A 19,120-nucleotide genomic window follows, 5' to 3' on the forward strand; every position below is an offset into this window, starting at 1 on the left:
GCCTCGAGGGACCGTCATGCTCACGTTGAACCGGTACTCGTGGTGGCTGGGGGCCATGGTGGGGCTGGCGATCCTCCTCGGGGTCGCCGGGCAGGTGGGCGTGCTCAGCCCCGTGCAGGGCGTCTTCCTGCGGGTGACGGCGCCGTTCGAGGGCGTCTTCACAGGGATCTTCCGGCCGGTTGCGGGGCTCCTTTCGAGCGCGGGCGAGGTCGATGACCTGCGGTCCGAGAACGCGCGGCTGCGGGTCGAGAATGAAGGACTGCGGAACGAGCTGGCGCAGCGGCAGCAGGACGCGCAGCGGATCAAGGAGCTCGAGGCGGCGCTCGGGCTCGCGCAGGGCGACACCTCCCAGAGCCGGCTGGCGGCGAACGTGGTCCACCGCGACAGTTCGCCGTTCAGCGACGTCATCACCATCGACCGGGGGTCGAACGACGGGATCGTGAAGGGGATGGTGGTGACCTCCACGCAGGGCTCGTTGATGGGCACGGTGACGCGGGTGACGCCGACGCGGTCGTTCGTGCGGCTGATTACTGATACGCGGAGCAACGTCCGGGCGGCGGTGCTGGGCGGCGAGGGCGCGGACGGCATCCTGCGGGGGAACCCGGGGCGCACGCTGACGCTGGACCTCGCGCAGGGCGACATCAAGGTCGGCGACACGATCATCACGGCGGGGCTGGGCGGCGCGTTCCCCTACGGCATCCCGATCGGGACGGTCACCTCGGTGGAGGGTTCGACGCAGGACCTGTTCCCGAAAGTGACGGTCGAGCCGATGACGCGGCTGGGCACGGCGACGACGGTGCTGGTGCTGATGAGCTTCGTGCCGGAAACGCTCGATACGGGGTCGGGTCCGTGAAGGCGCTCGGCTGGTTCGCGGCGGTGTTCCTCGCGGCGGTCGCGCAGGTGACGGTGGCGCCGCTCTTCCCGGTCGCGGGGGCGGTGCCGGAGCTGGTGCTGCTGACGATCTGCCTGGCGGCGGCGTTCAGCGGGCCGGTGCCGGTGATGGTGCTGACGCCGCTCGGGGCCTTGATGCTGGGGATGACCTCGGACCGGGACCCGGGGCTGCTGCTGCTGGCCTACCTGCCGGTGGCGGTGCTGGGCGCGCTGCTGGAGGACGCGCCCCTCCCGCTAGGCCACGCGGCCCGGAGCTACGCGATGACGCTGGGCGCCGGGCTGGCGGCCCGGACCGTGCTGGCGATCGGCGCGATGCTCGGCGGGGCGCCGGCGGCGTTCGGCGCGCTGGCGGCGGACGTGCTGCTGCCCGGACTGTTGGTCGATATCGTGCTGCTCACGATATGCTATGTGCCGCTGCGGCTCATCGGTCTGGAGGGGAGCGGGTTCCGGCTGCAGCGGGGAAGGTACTTCGCGAGCCTATGAGCCTGCTGGACGAAGGGCTGCGGACGCCGGCGGGGCCATCGCGCAACCGCCCCCACGGGAACGTGGCGGTGCTCCGGGCGTTCATCCTGCTGCTGTTCGGGGTGCTGACGGTGCGGCTCGCGGACATGCAGATCCTCCGCGGGGAGGAGTTCGCGCAGCGCTCGCGCGAGAACCACATCGTGCGGACGAACATCCTGCCGACGCGCGGGCTGATCACCGACCGGAACGGCGAGCCGCTGGTGAAGAACGTTGGCGTCTACTCGGCGACAATCCTGCCGGAGCTGCTGCCGGATTCGCAGGAGGCGCGCTACCGGATCTACCTGCGGCTGCAGGAGCTGATCGGGGTATCGCCGCTCGAGGTGCAGACGCGGGTGGACGAGGCGATCGCGGCGGGGCGCGACTACATCGCCATCCGGATCGCGACGAACCTGCCGCGGGAGGCCGCGCTGGCGCTCGAAGAGGCGGCCGTGGACCTGCCGGGGGTGAGCCTCGAGGTGACGCCCGGCCGGCAGTACATCGCGGGGCCGGCGTTCTCGCACATTCTCGGCTACATCGGGCCGCAGACCGCCGAAGAAGCGAAAGTGCTCCGCCCGCAAGGCTACCAGCTGAACGAGCCGGTGGGGAAAGACGGCATCGAGGCGTGGTACGAGTCGGACCTGCGGGGGCAGATCGGCTACACGGCGGCAGAACAGAACGCGCAGGGGAAGCTGATCACGCTGCTGGGGCGGCAGGACCCGGTCCCGGGGAACACGGTGCGGCTGAACATCGACGCGGGCCTGCAGCAGTACGTGGCGGAGCTGCTGCAGGCCTCGATGGCCGACAACGGCAGCGGCTGGGGCGACGCGAAGCAGGCCGCGGCCGTGGTGATGAACGCGAAGACCGGGCAGGTGTACGCGATCGTCTCCATCCCGACGTATGACAACAACATCTACGCGGACGCGCAGCGGCGAGCGGCGGAGCTGGAGCGGATCCAGAACGACACGGTGACCTACACCCTGCTGAACAAGGCGCTGAACCCGGCGGCGCCGGGCTCGACCTTCAAGCTGGTCACGGCGACGGCCGGGCTGGCAGAGGGCAGCATCACGCCGAACACGTCGTTCCAGATCGGCTGCAGCCTCGACATCAAGGGCGAGAACGACGTCATCTACAACTACCCGGACTGGCGCTGCCACAACATGCTGATGGACGTGCGGGCGGCGATCGCGTGGTCGTCGAACGTCTTCTTCTTCCTCACCTCGGGCGGCGACCTCGAGCGGCAGCGGGGGCTGGGGAAGGACGTCGAAACGTCCGGCGCAGTGCTGGCGGCGTGGGCGCGGAAGTTCGGGTTCGGGAAGCCGACGGGCATCGACCTCTTCGGCGAGGCGGCGGGCCGCGTGCCGGACCCGCAGTGGAAGCGGCGGACGAAGGTGGGCGAGGGGTTCGCGCCGGGCGAAAACGACTGGTTCCTCGGGGATACGTACAACACGGCCATCGGGCAGGGCGACGTGCTGGCGACGCCGCTCCAGATCGCGCGGATGACGGCCGCCATCGCGAACGGCGGGACGCTGCCGGTGCCGCACGTTGCGGACGCCATCATCGGGCCGGACGGGAAGGTGGTGCGGACGATTGCGCCGCAGGGCGAGACGATCGACGTCGACCCGCGCTGGCTGCAGGTGGTGCGGGAGGGCATGCTGGGCTCGGTGCAGTACGGCGCGGGCGCGCGCGCAGCGAGTTCGAAGACGACCGTCGCCGGGAAGACGGGCACGGCGGAGTTCTTCAAGCCTGACGGGACGAAGTCGCAGCACGCGTGGTTCACGGGGTTCGCGCCGTACAACGACCCGGAGGTGGTGGTGACGGTCTATTTCGATATCGGCGTCGGCGGCGACAAGGCGGCGCCCGTCGCGGGGAAGATCATCGATTACTTCATGGAGCACGTGCGGCCGTGACGAGCGTGACGCTGGGCAACTTCGGCCGGGCACGGGCGCGCACGTCGTTCTGGCGGGGCTGGGACCGGTTCGACTACGTGATGGTGGCAGCGGCGCTGGCGCTCGTCGGGTGCGGGCTGGCGCTCATCCACAGCGGCTCGCGGCCGTGGTACGACGGGCCGATCACGAGCCTCGCGAGCCCGGTGGCGAAGCAGGCGCTGTTCGCGGTCATCGGCATCGCGGTGATGCTGGGGATTTCGCGGGTGGACTACCACCGGTTCCTGCACTTCGCGTGGGTGTTCTACGCGCTTTCGATCGTGGCGCTGCTGGCGCTGTTCGCGCTGGGGAGCACGGCGTACGGGTCGACGCGGTGGTTCGACCTCGGGCCGGTGCAGGTGCAGCCGTCGGAGTTCGCGAAGCTGGCGGCGATCCTGTGCCTCGCGCGGTTCTTCTCGGAGCACGGGGGCGATGCGCGCGACGTGCGGTCGCTCCTGCTCTCGATGGCGATCGTGGCGCCGCTGGCTGGGCTGGTGTTCCTCCAGCCGGACCTCGGGACGAGCATCGTGTTCGGGGGCATCTGGCTGGGCATCGTGGTGATCGCGGGGGCGAACCGGAGCCACCTGCTCATCATGGGCGCGATCTTCCTCGCGGTGCTGCCGTTCGCGTGGACGTTCGCGATTGCCGATTACCAGGTCGAGCGCGTGGCGGTGCTGGTCGACCCGAACGAGGACCCGCTGGACTCCGGCTACAACGTGCTGCAGTCGCAGATCGCGCTCGGTTCGGGGCAGCTGTTCGGCAAGGGGTACATGCAGGGCGACCAGACGCAGCTGGAGTACCTGAAGGTGGCGACGAAGGACTTCATCTTCAGCCTGCTGGGGGAGGAGTTCGGGTTCGCCGGGGCGATGGTGCTGTTCGCTCTGTTCATCCTGCTGCTGATGCGGGGGGTGCGGGCGGCGCAGCTGGCGGGTGACACCGCAGGGCAGCTGGTGGCGGTGGGCATCACGATGCTGATCCTGATGCAGACGTTCATCAACGTGGCGGTGAACGTCAGCCTCTTCCCGGTGACAGGCATCCCGCTGCCGTTCGTGAGCCAGGGCGGCTCGTCACTCGTGAGCCTGTTCGCGTCGCTGGGGCTGCTGCAGAGCATCGTGATGCGGCACCGGTCGTACCGGCAGACCTGAGAGCCCGGCCGCTTCGAGGGCATCGGCGAGCGAGGCGGCGCGCAGGAGGCGGAGGCCTTCGACCGCCGGCGCGCCGGCCGGCACGACGGCCGCTTCGAGCCCGAGGCGGGCGAGTTCAGCGAGGCGGCGGCCGAGCTGGTGAACGGGACGGAGCGCGCCGGAGAGGGCGACTTCGCCGAGGAACGCCATGCCGCGCGGGAGAGGGCGGTCGTGGATGGCAGAGGCGAGGGCGAGGCAGACGGCGAGGTCGGCGGCGGTGTCGCGGATGCGGAGGCCCCCGGAGACGCTGGCGGCGATATCGAGTGTGCCGGAGGGAATGCCGCCGCGGCGGGCGAGGACGGCGAGGAGGAGATGGAGGCGGGCGGGCTCGATGCCGGCAGCGATGCGGCGGGGCGCCGCGAGCGCCGTCGGTACGGCGAGGGCCTGCACTTCGACGGCCAGCGGCCGCGAGCCTTCCATCACGGCGGTGACCGCGCAGCCGGACGCCGCGGGGTCGTGGGGCGCGAGGAGGAGGCCGCCCGGGTTTTCGACACTCTGGAGGCCGGCGCCGGTCATTTCGAAGAGACCGAGTTCGTCGGTGGCGCCGAAGCGGTTCTTGACCGCGCGGAGAAGGCGGAGGACGCCGCCCTCGGCCGATTCGAAGTAGAGCACGACATCGACGAGGTGCTCGAGGAGGCGGGGGCCGGCGACGTCGCCGCTCTTCGTGACGTGGCCGGTGACGAGGGTGGCGGTGCCGGTGCCCTTGGCGAAGGCGAGCAGCCGGGCGCCGGCTTCGGCGAGCTGGGCGGGGCCGCCGGCGCGTGATTCGAGGCCTTCGACGGTGACGGCCTGGATGGAATCGACGATGAGGACGTCGACGCCGGCGGATTCGGCGGCGGCGAGGGCAGCTTCGAGGCCGGGCTCGGGGATGAGGTCGATGGGCGCGCCGGCCACGCCGAGGCGGGCGGCGCGCATGCGCACCTGCCGGGGCGATTCTTCGCCGCAGATACAGGCGACGCGGAGGCCCTGCCCGGCGAGGGCGGCCGCGGCCTGCAGCATGAGGGTCGATTTGCCGATGCCGGGGTCGCCGCCGACGAGGACGAGCGACCCGGGGACGATGCCGCCGCCGAGGACGCGGTCGAACTCCGGGATGCGGGTCGCGTGGCGGGCCGCGGTGTCGCCTTCGACCGCGTCGAGGCGGAGCAGGCGGGCGGGCGCAGCGGCAGCCGGCCGACGGCCCGCGGCGCCGCCGCGCGGGGCCTCGGAGAAGGGTTCGAGGGTGTTCCACGCCTGGCAGCCGGCGCAGCGGCCGACGTAGGCGACGGTGGACCAGCCGCAGGCGGAGCAGCGGTAGCCGCGTTCGGCGCGAGGCACCGGGCGAGTATAGGCCGCTTCGGCGACAGGGGGCGACGCGTCAGGGGGCGGTGAAGAGGACGTCGCCGGGCCCGAGTTCAGGGATTTCGCCCGGGGGGACGTAGACGGCGCCGGCAGCACCCGGGTAGTACCACTGCACGGCCGGGCCAAGGTTGGCGCCGCCGAAGACGGTCAGCCACCCGGGGACGTTGCCGGCGGCGTAGACGGTCGCCCCGGGCGGGAGGTCGGGGTACTCGGCGCGGAGGGCATCGACCCAGCGCTGCTGTTCGCCGGGCCCCCAGCGGGTCCAGTCGGCGACGCGGTCATCGAGGGCGACGGCGGCGAGGATGAGGGCGGCGATGCCGGCAGCGGCCGGGACGGCGCGCGGGAGCCGCGGGAATCGCGCGAGGAGGTCGGCGGCGAGGATGGCGAGGCCGAGGGCGAGCCAGGGAATGGTGAAGTAGAGGTAGCGCGGGCCGATACCGAGCTGGTTCGGCGCGACGGCGAAGAGGGAGAGGAGCGCGCCGCCGAGGAGGATGGCGGGCGGCCAGCGGCGCAGCGCTGCTGAACCGAGCGCGAGGAGCGGGACGACGGGAATCGAGAGCTGCTGGAGCGTATGCCGCCAGCCTGAGAGCGTGGAGAGCTGTTCGCGGAACGGCAACAGCAGGAATTCGAGCAGTGTGCGGTAATTCTGCCAGGTGTGGCCGCCCCAGTCGAAAATGTCGCGGTTGGCGAAGGGTTCGGTGAAGCCGCGGGTGCGGATGACGACGTAGAGTGCTGAAAGGACGGCGAACGGCAGGAGGGGCAGCCAGGTTTCGCGGCGGCGGAGCTGCCAGCGGGCAGTGACGGCGACATGCCAGGCAGCGAGAACGGGAACGGCGACCCAGGCGCCTTCGCGGGTCATCGCGCCGAGGGCGAGGAGCGCCGCAGAGAGGCCGACGAGCCGCCAGCGCACCGGCTGGCCGGGGGGCGTCGCGGCGAGAAAGGCGAGCCAGGCGCCGAGCCCGAGCGGCAGCGCGAGGCTGTTGACGGACGAGACCCACGCGACGGCCTGGTACGGGCCGGGGTGGAGCGCGACGATGCCGGCGGCGATGGCGCGGACCGGCGGGCGGGGGTCGATGCGGGCGGCGATGGCCCACGTGAGGACGGCGGCAGCGAGGTGGCCGGCGAGGACGAGCAGGTGGTACGGCCAGGTGCGGCCGCCGGCGACCGGCTCGAGCAGCTCGAAGGTCAGGAAGGCGAGCGGACGCCAGAAGTCGCGAGTGAAGGGGAGGAGCGGCTCGCTGCTCCAGGGGGTAAAGACGGCGCGGGCGTAGTCGGCGGTCGAGAGGTCGCGGGCGGCGACGAGGTAGAAGTAATCGTCGAGCCAGAACGGCGACGTGACGGCCGGCGCATAGGCCGCGGCCGCGGCGGCGAGGATGAGGAGGAGGGGCCACCACCGGCGGGCCGCCCGCTGGAGCGGTTCGCGCATCCGGCGCAGTGTACCCGAACGACGTTCAGTTGGCTTCGGCGGCGCGGTCGAGGAACGGGCGGACGGCTGCCGCGAGGGCGGCGTGTTCGGGGTGTTCGAGGCGGGGGTCGCGGGCGAGGACGCGCGCGGCGAGGCTGCGGGCGCGGAGGAGGATGTCGCGGTCGGTGAGGCGGGCGACGCGGAGCATGGTGTTCGTGCCGCTCTGGAGGCGGCCCCAGGTTTCGCCTTCGCCGCGCATGCGGAGGTCGACTTCGGCGAGGGCGAAGCCGTCGGTGGTTTCGCACATGGCGTTGAGCCGCTCGCGAGCGTCGGGGCCGGGGTCTTCTTCGCTGGAAAAGAGGATGCAGTAGCTCTGCTTCGCGCCGCGGCCGACGCGGCCCCGGAACTGGTGGAGCTGGCTGAGGCCGAACCGCTCGGCGCCTTCGATGACGATGACGGTCGCGTTGGGGACGTCGATGCCGACTTCGATGACGCTGGTGGAGACGAGGACCTGCGCTTCGTTGCGGGCGAAGCGCTGCATCGCCTCGTCCTTCTGGCGGGCGGTCATGCGGCCGTGGAGGAGTTCGACGGCGTAGCCTGAGAGCGGGCCGGTGCGGAGGAATTCGTACTCCTCTTCGGCGGAGCGGACCTCGAGCGACTCGGATTCTTCGACGAGCGGGCAGATGACGTAGACCTGTTCGCCGGCATCGAGCCGTTTGCGGAGGAAGCGGTAGGCGTCTTCGCGCTCGTCGGGGCGGTACCAGCGGGTGCGGATGGGCTGGCGGCCGGGGGGCAGCTCGTCGAGGGTGGAGACCTCGAGGTCGCCGTAGACGGTGAGGGCGAGGGTGCGCGGGATGGGCGTGGCAGTCATCACGAGCAGGTGGGGGTTGAGGCCCTTCTGGCGGAGCTTCGCGCGCTGCATGACGCCGAAGCGGTGCTGCTCATCGACGACGGCGAGGCCGAGGCGGGGGAACTGGAGGTCGTCCTCGATGAGCGCGTGGGTGCCGATGACGATGTCAGCGCCGCCGTGGGCGGCATCGCCGCGGACCTGCGCCTTCTGCGCCGGGGTGAGCGAGCCCGTGACGAGGAGGATGCGGAGCGGCCGCCCGAGCCACGGGGGGCTGAAGACGCCGTCGAGGGCGGAGAGTTCGCCGCCGCCGAGGAGGCGGGCGAGGGAGCGGTAGTGCTGCTCGGCGAGGATTTCGGTCGGGGCCATGAGGGCAGCCTGGAACCCCGAGGCGACGGCGGCGAGCATCGCGGCGAAGGCGACGACCGTCTTCCCAGAGCCCACATCGCCCTGGAGGAGGCGGAGCATCGGGTTGGGGCCGCGGAGGTCGCGCTCGATCTCGGCGAGGGCGCGGTGCTGGGCGCGGGTGAGGGGGAAGGGGAGGGCTTCGAGGAAGCGGCCCCGGAGCGGACCAAAATCGAGGGACGGGGCGTCGTTGTCGCGCTGCCATTCGGCGCGCCGGATGAGCACGGCGCACTGGACGGCGAGGAATTCGCCGAGGGCGAGGCGCTGGCGGGCGGCCTCGGCGTCCTCGGCTTTCGCGGGGGCGTGGTAGGTGCGGATGGCCGCGGCGATGGGCGGGATGCCCTCTTCGCGGCGGAGCCACGCGGGAATGGGGTCATCCACGAGGTCGGCGGCGAGCTCGACGGCGCGCGCCACGGCGGCGCGGATGGTCTTCTGGCCGAGGCCGGCGGTGGCGGGGTAGACGGGTTCGAGGCGGGCGAAGGCATCGCCCCCGCGGTCGAGCTGCTCGAACTCGGGGTTTTCGAGCTGAAGACGGCCGCGGTAGCTGCGTACCCGGCCGGCGAGGACGAGCCGGTCGCCCTCGCGGAGGCTGCGGGCGACGTAGGGCATGTTCCACCAGACGACCGGCAGCGCCCCGGTGCCGTCGGAGACGAGGCCGCGGGCGCCGCGCACCCGGCCGCGGACGCGGAACTCGGCGATATCGAGGAGTTCGCCGACGATGGTCTGGAGTTCGGAGCCGGGCTGGAGGTCGGCGATGCGGCGGAGGTTGGTGTAGTCGTTGAAGCGGCGGGGGAAGAGGAAGACGGCATCGCCGACGGTAGCAACGCCGAGCTTTTCGAACCGGGCTGCCGCGCCGCGGGGCAGGCCGGGGAGGGCGGCGGTAGGGCTCGCGGGGCCGACCGGCGGCGGGGGCGGAGGTTCAGCGGGGCGAGCCTGCCTCCGGCGGGCCGGCGCGGCTGGCGGCGGCGCCGGGACCGGGGCGCCGAGCGCCGCAAGCACGGCGTCGACCCAGCGCTCGCGTTCGCCGGGCGGGAGCGAACGGTAGCCGCCGGGCGGCAGCTGGCGGACGGCCGTAGCGAGGGGCGAGCCGCGGAGCTGGCCGTCTTCGGCGAGCTGGATGAGGAGGCGGTCGAGGCCGCCGAGGACGGCGGTGTTGCGGCAGCCGCCCTGCCGTTCGAGTTCGAAAACGCGGCGGAGGCGGGCAGTATCGAGCGCGCGCGCGGTGCCGCTCATTCGCGGGCGAGCGCGGCGACGCCGAAGGCGCCGGGGCCGGTGTAGGTGCCGACGACGGGACCGAGGTAGGCGGCGTGGAGCGCGGTATGCGGCAGCTGCGGGCGGAGGCGCTCGATGGCGGCCTCGGCCTCCGCGGGGAGGTCGCCGTGGGCGATGAACATCTGCTTCGCGCGGGGCATCCCGGCGGCGAGTTCGAGGATGCGCTCGTGGGCGCGTGCGCGGGTACGGACGCGTTCGAAGGGGGCGACCTCGCCCTGGTCGACGGTCAGGATTGGCTTGATGCTCAGGATGGAGCCGATGAGCGAGCGGGCGCGGCCGATGCGGCCGCCGCGCTGGAGGTACTCGAGCGTGTCGACGGCGACGTAGACGGTGACGCGGTCCATGGCGCGGCGGGCGACGGCGACGACGTCGCTGAGGGAGGCGCCGGCAGCAGCCGCCCGCGCGGCTTCGAGGACGATGAGCCCGAGGCCGACGCTGACGTTGTAGGAATCGATGAGGTCGATGTGGATGTCGTGCTTGAGGGTCTCGCGGGCGACGGAGGCGGAGTTGAGCGTGCCGGAGAGCTTCGACGAGATGTGGATGGAGACGATCTCGGCGCCGTCGGCGGCGGAAGCGCGGTAGGCCTGCTGGAAGCGCTCGACGGAGGGCTGGCTGGTGCGCGGGAGGACGTTCGAGGTGCGGAGCCGCTGATAGAAGTCGACCGGGGTGATGGCGGAGCCGTCTTCGAGCGCTTCTTCGCCGAAGATGACCGTGAGGGGCACGACGGTGATGCCGTGTTCGGCGGCAAGCGCGGGCGGGAGGTCGCAGGTCGAATCGGTGACGATGCGAACGGTCATAATTGATCAGGCGCCTATGCAGGAGAGTATAAGGGTTCGCAACGAGCGGGTAGAATAGTCGGCCATGGCGATGGTAAAGCTGGCGCCGTCGATCCTGACGGCGGATTTCGGGCGGCTGGCCGACGAAGTGCGGGCGGCGGAGGCGGGCGGCGCGGACATGCTGCACCTCGACGTGATGGACGGGCGGTTCGTGCCGAACATCACGTTCGGCGCGCTCGTGGTGGAGGCGCTGCGGAAGGTGACCTCGCTGCCATTCGACATCCACCTGATGACGGTGGAGCCGGAGCGGCTGATCGACCAGTTCGCGGAGACGGCGGACATCATCAACGTGCACATCGAGGTGTCGCCGCACATCAACCGGACGCTGGACGCGATACACCGGCTGGGGAAGAAGGCGGGGGTGTGCATCAACCCCGGGACGCCGGTGGCGGCAATCGAAGAATCGCTGCCGGATGCAGACCAGGTGATGGTGATGACGATCAACCCGGGGTGGGGCGGGCAGCAGATGATTCGGCGGCAGCTCGAGAAGGTGGCCCAGATCCGGCGGCTGCTCGACGCGGGCGGTTTCGCGGCGGACATCGAAATCGACGGCGGGGTGAAGGCGCACAACGCCGGCGACTGTGTCCGCGCGGGGGCGACGGTGCTGGTGTGCGGGAGCTCGGTCTACAACGCCGAGAAGAGCGTCGCGGAGAACCTCGCGGAGCTGCGCCGCGCGGTTTCGGGCCTGTAGCGCTCAGCGGATGGTGATGCCGGCCTCGCGGAGGCGGGCGAGGAGGCCGATGGCTTCCTCGAGCTCCGTGTCGCGCTCGTGGGCCTGGCCTTCGTAGAGCAGATAGTCGAGGTCGCCGGCGGTGTAGCCGTACCGTTCGAGGATGTCGAGCGCCTGGCGGACGGCTTCCTGCGTATCGGGGACGTGGCGGGCGATCCAGTCGTCGGTGGTGCGCATCGGCGGTCCTCCGTCGGGCGGGTACTGCCAGTGTGCCACAGCGCCATGAGGCGTGCGGGGGCCGGAGGGCCGCGAAAGCGGGCCCATCGGGCGAAACCCTGAATTTCGCGGCGGCGGGCGGATTGTCACTCAATCTCCACCGTGTTCACCCGATTGTCACCGTAGAAGGCCCGGGAGGGCGGCAACCTCGCCGGGGCGACATCACCAGCCGGCCGGGCATGGACCGGCGAAGGAGCACGACGATGACTCGGATCATGACGAACGTGAGCGCCATCAACGGGCAGCGGAACCTCGCGAAGACGGGCCTGAAGATGGGGAAGACGCTGGAGAAGCTGGCGAGCGGCTACCGGATCAACCGGGCGGCGGACGATGCGGCGGGGCTCGCGATCAGCGAGAAGATGCGGGCGCAGATCCGGGGGAACAAGCAGGCGCTCCGGAACGCGCAGGACGGGATTTCGATGCTGCAGACGGCGGAAGGCGCGATGGACGAAGTGCACGCCATCCTGCAGCGGATGCGGGAGCTGGCGGTGCAGGCGGCGAACGGCACCTACGCCGACAACGGCCCGGAGCGGACGAGCATCGGCGAAGAGATCGTGCAGCTGCGGAAGGAGATCGACCGGATCGCCTACAGCACGGAGTTCAACGGGCAGAAGGTGCTGACGGGCGCGCTTTCCAGCGTCTCGGCGGGCGTGGCCGCCGCGAACCTCGTGCAGGGGGAAACCATCGGCTACGCGAACGCCGGCGCCGCCGCGACGCACCTGGTCTCGGGCGACCCGCTGCCCTCGGGCGGCACTCGCACGGTGACCTTCAGCACCGCGCCGGCCGGCGATTACGTCTTCGTGAACAACGGCGGCGTGCTCGAGATGCGGCTGGGGAGCGCGAGCGGCACGCTCGTCGCGACGGCGGCCGGGTTCGCCTCCGGGTCGACGATCCCGGGCGGCTCGGCGGGCTCGGTGGTGTTCAGCAACGGCTTCACGCTGACGATTACGACGGACCCGGGCGCCTACAACTGGACGAGCTTCCTCGCGGACATGGCCGTGGGCGGGAACTCGAACCTCTCGATCAACGGACTCACGGCGACGACCATCACTGCGACGACCGCGCGGCCGCAGACCTACACCTTCACCTCGCCCGGGGCCGGCCAGCTGACGCTCACGGGCGCCGACGGAACCTCGCAGACCCTGACGATCACGAACATGGCGCCGAACGAAACGCGGACGCTGGACTTCAACCAGCTGGGCGTGAGCGTGACGCTGCAGACCGGCCCCGCGGGGCGGACGGCGGCGCAGGTCATCACCGACCTGACCGGCGCGACGAACAACACGGTCATCATCGAAGGCACGGGGAACACGTCGACCCTGCAGGTGGGCGCGAACGTGCCGGATACGCTCCAGCTGGAGTTCGTGAGCATGCTGAGCGAGAACCTCGGTTCGCCGGCGTACAAGCTGGGCGGGCCGACGGGGCTCATCACGGTGCTGGGCGACCAGGTGGTGAAGACGATCCAGGACGCGCACAACCTGATGAGCGCGCTCGACGGGGCGATCCAGACCCTGAACAGCCGGCGCGGCACGCTCGGCGCGGCGCAGAACCGGCTCGAGCACACGATCAACAGCCTCGGCGTGGCGGTCGAGAACCTGACGGCGAGCGAGAGCCGCATCCGGGATGCGGACATCGCCGAGCTTTCGAGCGACCTGGTGGCGTCGAACATCCTGCAGTCGGCCGGCGTGGCGGTGCTGGCGCAGGCGAACCAGACGCCGCAGGCGGTGCTGCAGCTGCTCCAGCGCTAATCCGCGGACTGATCGAGGCCGCTCTCCCGGGACGGGGAGGTCACGCAGGGTGACCTCCCCGTTTCCCGTGTGCGCCGGTGACAGGCGGGGGAATTGCCACCCGTCATCCACCGGGAGCACGGAATCGTCACCGGCGTCTCCCCTGCGGTTCCCGTCCTGCACCCCTAATCGTTCGTGACGGCGGCGATAACCAAGGCGTCACGCCTGCCCAAAACCACGCGGGGCAGGGCCCGGGGCTTCCCCCGGAGCACGACGGAAGGGGAGACGCAGGATGTCTTCGATCGTCACGAACGTTGCTGCCCTGAACGGTCAGCGCAACCTCAACATCACGGCCGCGAAGATGGGGAAAGTGCTGGAGAAGCTCTCCAGCGGCTACCGCATCAACCGCGCGGCCGATGATGCCGCCGGCCTCGGCATCTCCGAAAAGATGCGCGCCCAGATCCGCGGCAACAGCCAGGCCATCCGCAACGCCAAGGACGGCATCTCCATGATCCAGACCGCCGAAGGCGCCATGGACGAGATCCACTCCATCCTCCAGCGCATGCGCGAGCTGGGCGTCCAGGCCGCGAACGACACCTACGACAGCGCGGCGCGGACCTCGATCGGCACGGAGATCATGCAGCTCCGGCAGGAGATCGACCGGATCGCGAACGCGACGAGCTTCAACGGCCAGAATCTCCTCACCGGCGCCCTCACCGGCACCCTCGGCGGCGCCACCGGCACCGACCTCGTCGTCAACGACGCCGTCGGCGCGGCCATCGCCACCGAAATCAACGTCGCTGGCGCCAAGCCCGGCACCTACACCTTCAGCTACAACGCCACCACCGACGAACTCACCCTCACCGGCCCCAGCGGCCAGGCCCAGGTCATCACCGTCTCCGCCATCGCCGCCAACGGCTCCCAGACCCTCAACTTCAACCAGCTCGGCATCTCCATCAAGCTCAACTCCACCGCCGGCGAAACCGCCGACAACATCGGCGCCGCACTCACCGCCGCCGCCAACGACACCATCGTCGTCACCGGCTCCGGCGCTGCCGCCCTCCAGGTCGGCGCCAACACCACCGCCTACGACGTCATGAACGTCAGCTTCAACGACGTCCGCGCCACCCAGGCCACCGGCCTCAACCTCCTCTCCGGCGGCGGCGTCGACTGGACCTCCGCTTCCACCATCGTGGCGAGCAACACCGCCGCCCAGGCCTTCATCAACCAGATCGATGCGGCGATCACGACCCTCAACACCCGCCGCTCCGACCTCGGCGCCGCCCAGAACCGCCTCGAGCACACCGTCAACAGCCTCGGCGTCGCCGTCGAAAACCTCACCGCCAGCGAGAGCCGCATCCGCGACGCCGACGTCGCCCAGCTCTCGACGCAGCTGGTGAGCAGCCAGATCCTCCAGCAGGCGGGCACGGCGGTGCTGGCGCAGGCGAACCAGTCGAGCCAGGCGGTCCTGAGCCTCCTCCGGTAAGCCAGCCGTAACGCCGGCATTCCCCTTGGGCGGCCCTCCCGGTGACGGGAGGGCCGCTTCGGTGCGCCGGGCGGCGTGCGCCGCGTTCACCGAATGGCCACCCGGCGGCCCCGATCCGTCCACCATCGCAACCGGTCCGTCACCGGGTGTCCCCGAAATCGCCCCCCGACGCCGGTTCGCTACCGGGCGATACCCAAGCTGACACCAACGCCACCGAGGTGGCGCCGGCGGCAACGCCGGGGGAACAACGAAGGGGAGAACAGGTTACATGTCGTCAATCGTCACCAATATCGCCGCGCTCAACGGGAACCGGAACCTGAGCATCACCAACGCGAAGATGGGGAAGGTGCTGGAGAAGCTCTCCAGCGGCTACCGCATCAACCGCGCCGCCGATGATGCCGCCGGCCTCGGCATCTCCGAGAAGATGCGCGCCCAGATCCGCGGCAACAGCCAGGCCATCCGCAACGCCAAGGACGGCATCTCGATGATCCAGACCGCCGAAGGCGCCATGGACGAGATCCACTCCATCCTCCAGCGCATGCGCGAACTGGGCGTCCAAGCCGCGAACGACACCTACGACACCGCCGCGCGGACCTCGATCGGCACGGAGCTCATCCAGCTGCGGCAGGAGATCGACCGGATCGCGAACGCGACGAACTTCAACGGCCAGAACCTCCTGACCGGCGCCCTCACGGGCAACCTCGGCGGCACCGCGGCCTCGAACCTCGTGCTTAACGAGACCATCACCGACGGCACCGACTCCGGCGTTGTCACCGAGATCAACGTCGCCGGCGCCAAGCCCGGGACGTACACGTTCAGCTACAACACCTCGACGGACGAGCTGACCCTCACCGGGCCAACCGGCCAGGCGCAGGTCATCACCCTCTCGGCCATCGGCACCAACGGCACCACGACGCTCAACTTCAACCAGCTGGGCATTTCGCTGAAGATCGCGTCCTCGGGCGGCATGAGCGCGGACGCCATCGGCGCCGGCCTGACCGCCTCCGGCAACAGCTCGGTCGTCGTCACCGGCTCCGGCGCCGCCGCCCTCCAGGTCGGCGCCAACACCACCGCCTACGACGTCATGAACGTCTCCTTCAATGACGTCCGCGCCACCCAGGCCACCGGCCTCAACCTCCTCACCGGCGGCGGCGTCGACTGGACCTCCGCCTCCACCATCGTGGCCAGCAACACGGCCGCCCAGGCATTCATCAACCAGATCGACGCGGCGATCACGACCCTCAACACCCGCCGCTCCGACCTCGGCGCCGCCCAGAACCGCCTCGAGCACACCGTCAACAGCCTCGGCGTCGCCGTCGAGAACCTGACGGCCAGCGAGAGCCGCATCCGCGACGCCGACGTCGCCCAGCTCTCGAGCGAGCTCGCGAGCAAGACGATCCTGCAGCAGGCCGGCGTGGCCGTCCTGGCGCAGGCGAACCAGTCGGCGCAGAGCATCCTCAGCCTCCTCCGCGGCTAGGCAGCGGGCTGAGCTCCAGCTGAGGGGCCCCCGGGTCGACACCCGGGGGCCCCGTTTTCGTCCGGCGGCCGCGGCTCAAGGTGGGGGAGCGGCGGGCCGATGATCAGGTAGTTTCCGGAAAGGAACGGCGCCATGCGCGAGCTTAGACTCGAAGGCATCGCCCCGGTGGGGATTTCGCCGGCCCCGGCGTCGTGGAGCCAGGGCGGCGGACGCGACCGGCGGATGCCGCGTCCCCGGCAGGACGGCGGCAACCGGGTGCGGATGATTCGGATGCTGGCGCCGGGCCACGACCCGGGGACGCTGGAACTGGAGTACGTCGTGGACCACGAAGGGATGATGGTCGCCATCCAGGTTCGCGACGCCCGGACGGGGGACGTCATCGCGCGGGTGAGGGCAGAAGACTTGTGGCGGCTGGCGAGCGAAGAGGCAGCCGGAGGACTTTTGCTGGAACGGCGAGGTTAGGCGATGAGCGACCCGGTGCGGATCGGCGGGTTCTACGCGAATTTCGACACGGAAGCCGTCATCAGGCAGCTGACGGCCATCCGTATGCGGCAGGTGACACTGCTCGAACAGAAGGGGGCCGACAACCAGGCGCGGAAGGCGGCCGTCAACGCCGTGCAGACGGCGATGCGGGCCTTCCTCGACCGGGTGAAGGCGCTGGCCGCGCCGCAATCGGTCAGCGGGATGACGGCAACGTCCAGCGGGACGGCAGTCGCGGCGGCGGCGCTGCCGGGCGCCCAGCCCGGGAGCTTCACGGTGAGCGTCAGCCAGCTGGCGACGGCGACCCGGCTGCAGGGCACGCCGATCTCGGCGGGGCTCGATGCAACGAAGCCGATGAACCAGTCGAACTTCGGGACGGCGCCGACGAACGGGACGTTCACGATTGCGACGCAGTTCGGCGGTTCGCAGACCTTCACGGTGGGCCCGGCGGCGGCGCAGGCGAGCGTTTCGCTGCAGTCGGCGAACATCGACATGGCGGTGACGAGCGGCACGTTCACCGTCGGGACGACCGGCGGCGGCACGGCGGTCATCTCGATCGACGTCACGACGGATTCGCTGAACGACGTGGTGAACCAGATCAACAGCGCAGGAGTCGGCCTGACCGCGAGCATCGTGAACGACGCGAACGGGCGCGCGAACCGGCTGCAGCTGACCTCCAGCAGCGGCGACGTGATCGTCGGCGGGGTCGGCGACACCTCGAACTTCCTCTCGGCGATGCGGCTGCTGAGTTCGGCGCCGGGCACGACCCGCACGGGCGAGGCGTTCACGAAGCAGATGACGCTGAACGATGTCATCGCCGACATCAACGCGAGCGGCATCGGGGTGACGGCGAGCCTCGCGAACGACAGCTACGGGCGGCCGAACATCCTGACGGTGACCTCGACACAGGGGAACATTTCGTTCGGGAGCGGCAGCGACACCTCGAACTTCCTCGCGGTGACGGGGCTGCTGACCTCGGCGCCGGGCACGACGCGCTCGAGCGCGAACCCGATTGCGCGGCTCAGCACGGCGGCGAAGCTGCAGGATGCCGGGCTGAACGGCGGCCCGCCGAATGCGGGCGACCAGGCGATCGTGATCAACGGGGTGAGCATCAGCTACAACGCAGCCACGGATTCGCTGACGGACGTCATCGCGCGGATCAGCGCGAGCGGCGCGGGCGTGACGGCGCGGTATGACTCGCTCACGGACACGGTCCGGCTGCAGAACAAGGCGACGGGCGATCTGATGCTCACGGTCGAAGATGCGCCGGGCGGGAACCTCGCGGCGAAGCTCGGGCTGACGACCGGGACGGTGACGGCCGGGCAGAACGCGCAGTACAGCATCGACGGGGGACCGGTGCAGGAGTCAGCCTCAAACGCCGTGACGTTCAGCGGGACGACGCTGACGCTGAAGGAGGTCACGACCGCGCCGGTCACGGTGACCGTCGGGCAGGACACGACGTCGGCAGCGAACGCGATCAAGGCGTTCGTGACCGAGTTCAACAACGTGATGAAGGCGATCGACGCCGCGACGAAGGCGGACGGTTCGAAGACGAACAACCAGTCGGGGCCGCTGAGCGGCGATTCGTCGCTGCGGCAGCTGAAATCGGACCTGCGGAGCATCATCACGAGCCCGGGGACGAACCTGCAGGGCGGGTTCACCACGCTGTCGCAAATCGGGCTGACGTTCGGGGCGATCGGGTCGGCGGTCGGGACGACGAACACGCTGCAGTTCGACGAGGCGAAGTTCGCGGAGGCGGTGCGGACGAACCAGGCCGGGGTGCAGGAGCTGCTCAGCCGGCTGAGCCTCTCGGCGACGCTGCAGCCGGGGGGAACCGGGTCGCTGTCGGGGATCAGCGGCACGTACGCGGGGCAGGAGCCCGGGACGTGGGCGATCACCGACGACGGCGCGGGCAACCTGACGGCGGTGTTCACGCCGGCGAACGGCGGGCCGCAGATTTCGTCGTCGGGGACAATCGCGCCGAACGGTTCGAACGGGAACCTGATCCCGGGGCTGACGCTGACGGCCGGGCCGACGCTGCAGGCCGGTTCGCACACGATCACCGTGGGAGCGACGGCCGAGAGCGTGGTGCAGCGGCTGAAGCGGTTCGCGGAGAACCAGGCAGGCATCGGCGGGTCGCTCGACAAGCGGAAAGCGACCTATGACCGCATCGGCTCGGACATCTCGGAGCGGATTGCGACGCTGGAGAAGCGGATCGAGGCCGAGATGGAGCAGCTGCGGCGGAAGTTCGCGGCGATGGAGCAGGCGCAGGCGCGCGCGCAGAGCGTGCTCGGGAGCCTGCAGCAGCTGGCGAACCAGCTGGCCGCGAACAACGGGCAGAAGTAGGGCGTGATGCCCATTCAGGGGCGCTGATTTCGGCCGACAACTGAAACGACACGCACG

15 protein-coding genes are annotated in these 19,120 nt (G+C 70.5%); 10 read left to right on the forward strand and 5 right to left on the reverse strand.

The window, feature by feature from the left end; genetic code table 11:
- Nucleotides 1-16 precede the first annotated feature (16 nt).
- Genes mreC through rodA form a run of 4 tightly spaced genes read left to right on the forward strand, consistent with a single transcriptional unit; the run spans nucleotide 17 to nucleotide 4,459 of the window.
- Nucleotides 17-853 (forward strand): rod shape-determining protein MreC, encoded by an 837-nt coding sequence (gene mreC / locus N2041_RS01110; RefSeq protein WP_297674958.1) that lies wholly within the window; start codon nucleotides 17-19, stop codon nucleotides 851-853.
- Entirely contained in the window at nucleotides 850-1,374 is a 525-nt protein-coding gene (locus N2041_RS01115; protein WP_297674960.1) for a hypothetical protein, read from the forward strand. The genes mreC and N2041_RS01115 overlap by 4 nt, the downstream gene beginning before the upstream one ends.
- Nucleotides 1,371-3,299, forward strand: a complete 1,929-nt coding sequence (gene mrdA, locus N2041_RS01120; protein ID WP_297674961.1) for a penicillin-binding protein 2 — start codon at nucleotides 1,371-1,373, stop codon at nucleotides 3,297-3,299. The genes N2041_RS01115 and mrdA overlap by 4 nt, the downstream gene beginning before the upstream one ends.
- Nucleotides 3,296-4,459: a rod shape-determining protein RodA gene (gene rodA, locus N2041_RS01125; protein WP_297674963.1), complete on the forward strand. Its 1,164-nt coding sequence runs from the start codon at nucleotides 3,296-3,298 to the stop codon at nucleotides 4,457-4,459. The genes mrdA and rodA overlap by 4 nt, the downstream gene beginning before the upstream one ends.
- On the opposite strand, the gene radA is transcribed toward rodA, so the two are convergent.
- Genes radA through N2041_RS01145 form a run of 4 tightly spaced genes read right to left on the reverse strand, consistent with a single transcriptional unit; the run spans nucleotide 4,382 to nucleotide 10,562 of the window.
- Nucleotides 4,382-5,812 (reverse strand): DNA repair protein RadA, encoded by a 1,431-nt coding sequence (gene radA, locus N2041_RS01130; RefSeq protein WP_297674965.1) that lies wholly within the window; start codon nucleotides 5,810-5,812, stop codon nucleotides 4,382-4,384. The genes rodA and radA overlap by 78 nt on opposite strands.
- 40 nt (nucleotides 5,813-5,852) lie before the next feature.
- A complete protein-coding gene (locus N2041_RS01135; protein ID WP_297674967.1) occupies nucleotides 5,853-7,262 on the reverse strand; it encodes a hypothetical protein in 1,410 nt (469 codons plus the stop codon).
- Nucleotides 7,263-7,287: 25 nt separating this feature from the next.
- Entirely contained in the window at nucleotides 7,288-9,726 is a 2,439-nt protein-coding gene (gene recG, locus N2041_RS01140; RefSeq protein WP_297674969.1) for an ATP-dependent DNA helicase RecG, read from the reverse strand.
- Nucleotides 9,723-10,562, reverse strand: a complete 840-nt coding sequence (locus N2041_RS01145; protein WP_297674971.1) for a DegV family protein — start codon at nucleotides 10,560-10,562, stop codon at nucleotides 9,723-9,725. The genes recG and N2041_RS01145 overlap by 4 nt, the downstream gene beginning before the upstream one ends.
- A 64-nt stretch (nucleotides 10,563-10,626) precedes the next feature.
- Between N2041_RS01145 and rpe the strand changes: the two genes are divergently transcribed.
- Nucleotides 10,627-11,292: a ribulose-phosphate 3-epimerase gene (gene rpe / locus N2041_RS01150; RefSeq protein WP_297674973.1), complete on the forward strand. Its 666-nt coding sequence runs from the start codon at nucleotides 10,627-10,629 to the stop codon at nucleotides 11,290-11,292.
- A 3-nt stretch (nucleotides 11,293-11,295) separates the two neighbouring features.
- Here the strand turns inward: rpe and N2041_RS01155 are convergent, their stop codons facing one another.
- Nucleotides 11,296-11,508, reverse strand: a complete 213-nt coding sequence (locus tag N2041_RS01155; protein WP_297674975.1) for a hypothetical protein — start codon at nucleotides 11,506-11,508, stop codon at nucleotides 11,296-11,298.
- Between the two features lie 242 nt (nucleotides 11,509-11,750).
- Between N2041_RS01155 and N2041_RS01160 the strand changes: the two genes are divergently transcribed.
- From N2041_RS01160 to fliD, 5 genes are all read left to right on the forward strand, one after another.
- On the forward strand, nucleotides 11,751-13,295 hold the full coding sequence (locus N2041_RS01160; protein WP_297674977.1) for a flagellin: 1,545 nt from the start codon (nucleotides 11,751-11,753) through the stop codon (nucleotides 13,293-13,295).
- Nucleotides 13,296-13,566: 271 nt separating this feature from the next.
- A complete protein-coding gene (locus N2041_RS01165) occupies nucleotides 13,567-14,760 on the forward strand; it encodes a flagellin (protein WP_297674979.1) in 1,194 nt (397 codons plus the stop codon).
- 268 nt (nucleotides 14,761-15,028) lie between these two features.
- Nucleotides 15,029-16,237 (forward strand): flagellin, encoded by a 1,209-nt coding sequence (locus N2041_RS01170; RefSeq protein ID WP_297674981.1) that lies wholly within the window; start codon nucleotides 15,029-15,031, stop codon nucleotides 16,235-16,237.
- Between the two features lie 132 nt (nucleotides 16,238-16,369).
- Entirely contained in the window at nucleotides 16,370-16,699 is a 330-nt protein-coding gene (locus N2041_RS01175) for a hypothetical protein (RefSeq protein ID WP_297674983.1), read from the forward strand.
- 3 nt (nucleotides 16,700-16,702) lie between these two features.
- Nucleotides 16,703-19,063, forward strand: a complete 2,361-nt coding sequence (fliD, locus tag N2041_RS01180) for a flagellar filament capping protein FliD (protein WP_297674985.1) — start codon at nucleotides 16,703-16,705, stop codon at nucleotides 19,061-19,063.
- The last annotated feature ends 57 nt before the right edge of the window (nucleotides 19,064-19,120 follow it).

The organism is Tepidiforma sp., from assembly GCF_026419595.1.
GTDB lineage: Bacteria > Chloroflexota > Dehalococcoidia > Tepidiformales > Tepidiformaceae > Tepidiforma.

Bases quoted from the DNA above. Each gene is read 5' to 3' on its own strand.
- mreC (WP_297674958.1), top strand. From the start codon at position 17: ATGCTCACGTTGAACCGGTACTCGTGGTGGCTGGGGGCCATGGTGGGG.
- mrdA (WP_297674961.1), top strand. From the start codon at position 1,371: ATGAGCCTGCTGGACGAAGGGCTGCGGACGCCGGCGGGGCCATCGCGC.
- N2041_RS01135 (WP_297674967.1), bottom strand. From the start codon at position 7,262: ATGCGCGAACCGCTCCAGCGGGCGGCCCGCCGGTGGTGGCCCCTCCTC.
- recG (WP_297674969.1), bottom strand. From the start codon at position 9,726: ATGAGCGGCACCGCGCGCGCGCTCGATACTGCCCGCCTCCGCCGCGTT.
- N2041_RS01145 (WP_297674971.1), bottom strand. From the start codon at position 10,562: ATGACCGTTCGCATCGTCACCGATTCGACCTGCGACCTCCCGCCCGCG.
- rpe (WP_297674973.1), top strand. From the start codon at position 10,627: ATGGCGATGGTAAAGCTGGCGCCGTCGATCCTGACGGCGGATTTCGGG.
- N2041_RS01155 (WP_297674975.1), bottom strand. From the start codon at position 11,508: ATGCGCACCACCGACGACTGGATCGCCCGCCACGTCCCCGATACGCAG.
- N2041_RS01160 (WP_297674977.1), top strand. From the start codon at position 11,751: ATGACTCGGATCATGACGAACGTGAGCGCCATCAACGGGCAGCGGAAC.
- N2041_RS01165 (WP_297674979.1), top strand. From the start codon at position 13,567: ATGTCTTCGATCGTCACGAACGTTGCTGCCCTGAACGGTCAGCGCAAC.
- N2041_RS01170 (WP_297674981.1), top strand. From the start codon at position 15,029: ATGTCGTCAATCGTCACCAATATCGCCGCGCTCAACGGGAACCGGAAC.
- N2041_RS01175 (WP_297674983.1), top strand. From the start codon at position 16,370: ATGCGCGAGCTTAGACTCGAAGGCATCGCCCCGGTGGGGATTTCGCCG.
- fliD (WP_297674985.1), top strand. From the start codon at position 16,703: ATGAGCGACCCGGTGCGGATCGGCGGGTTCTACGCGAATTTCGACACG.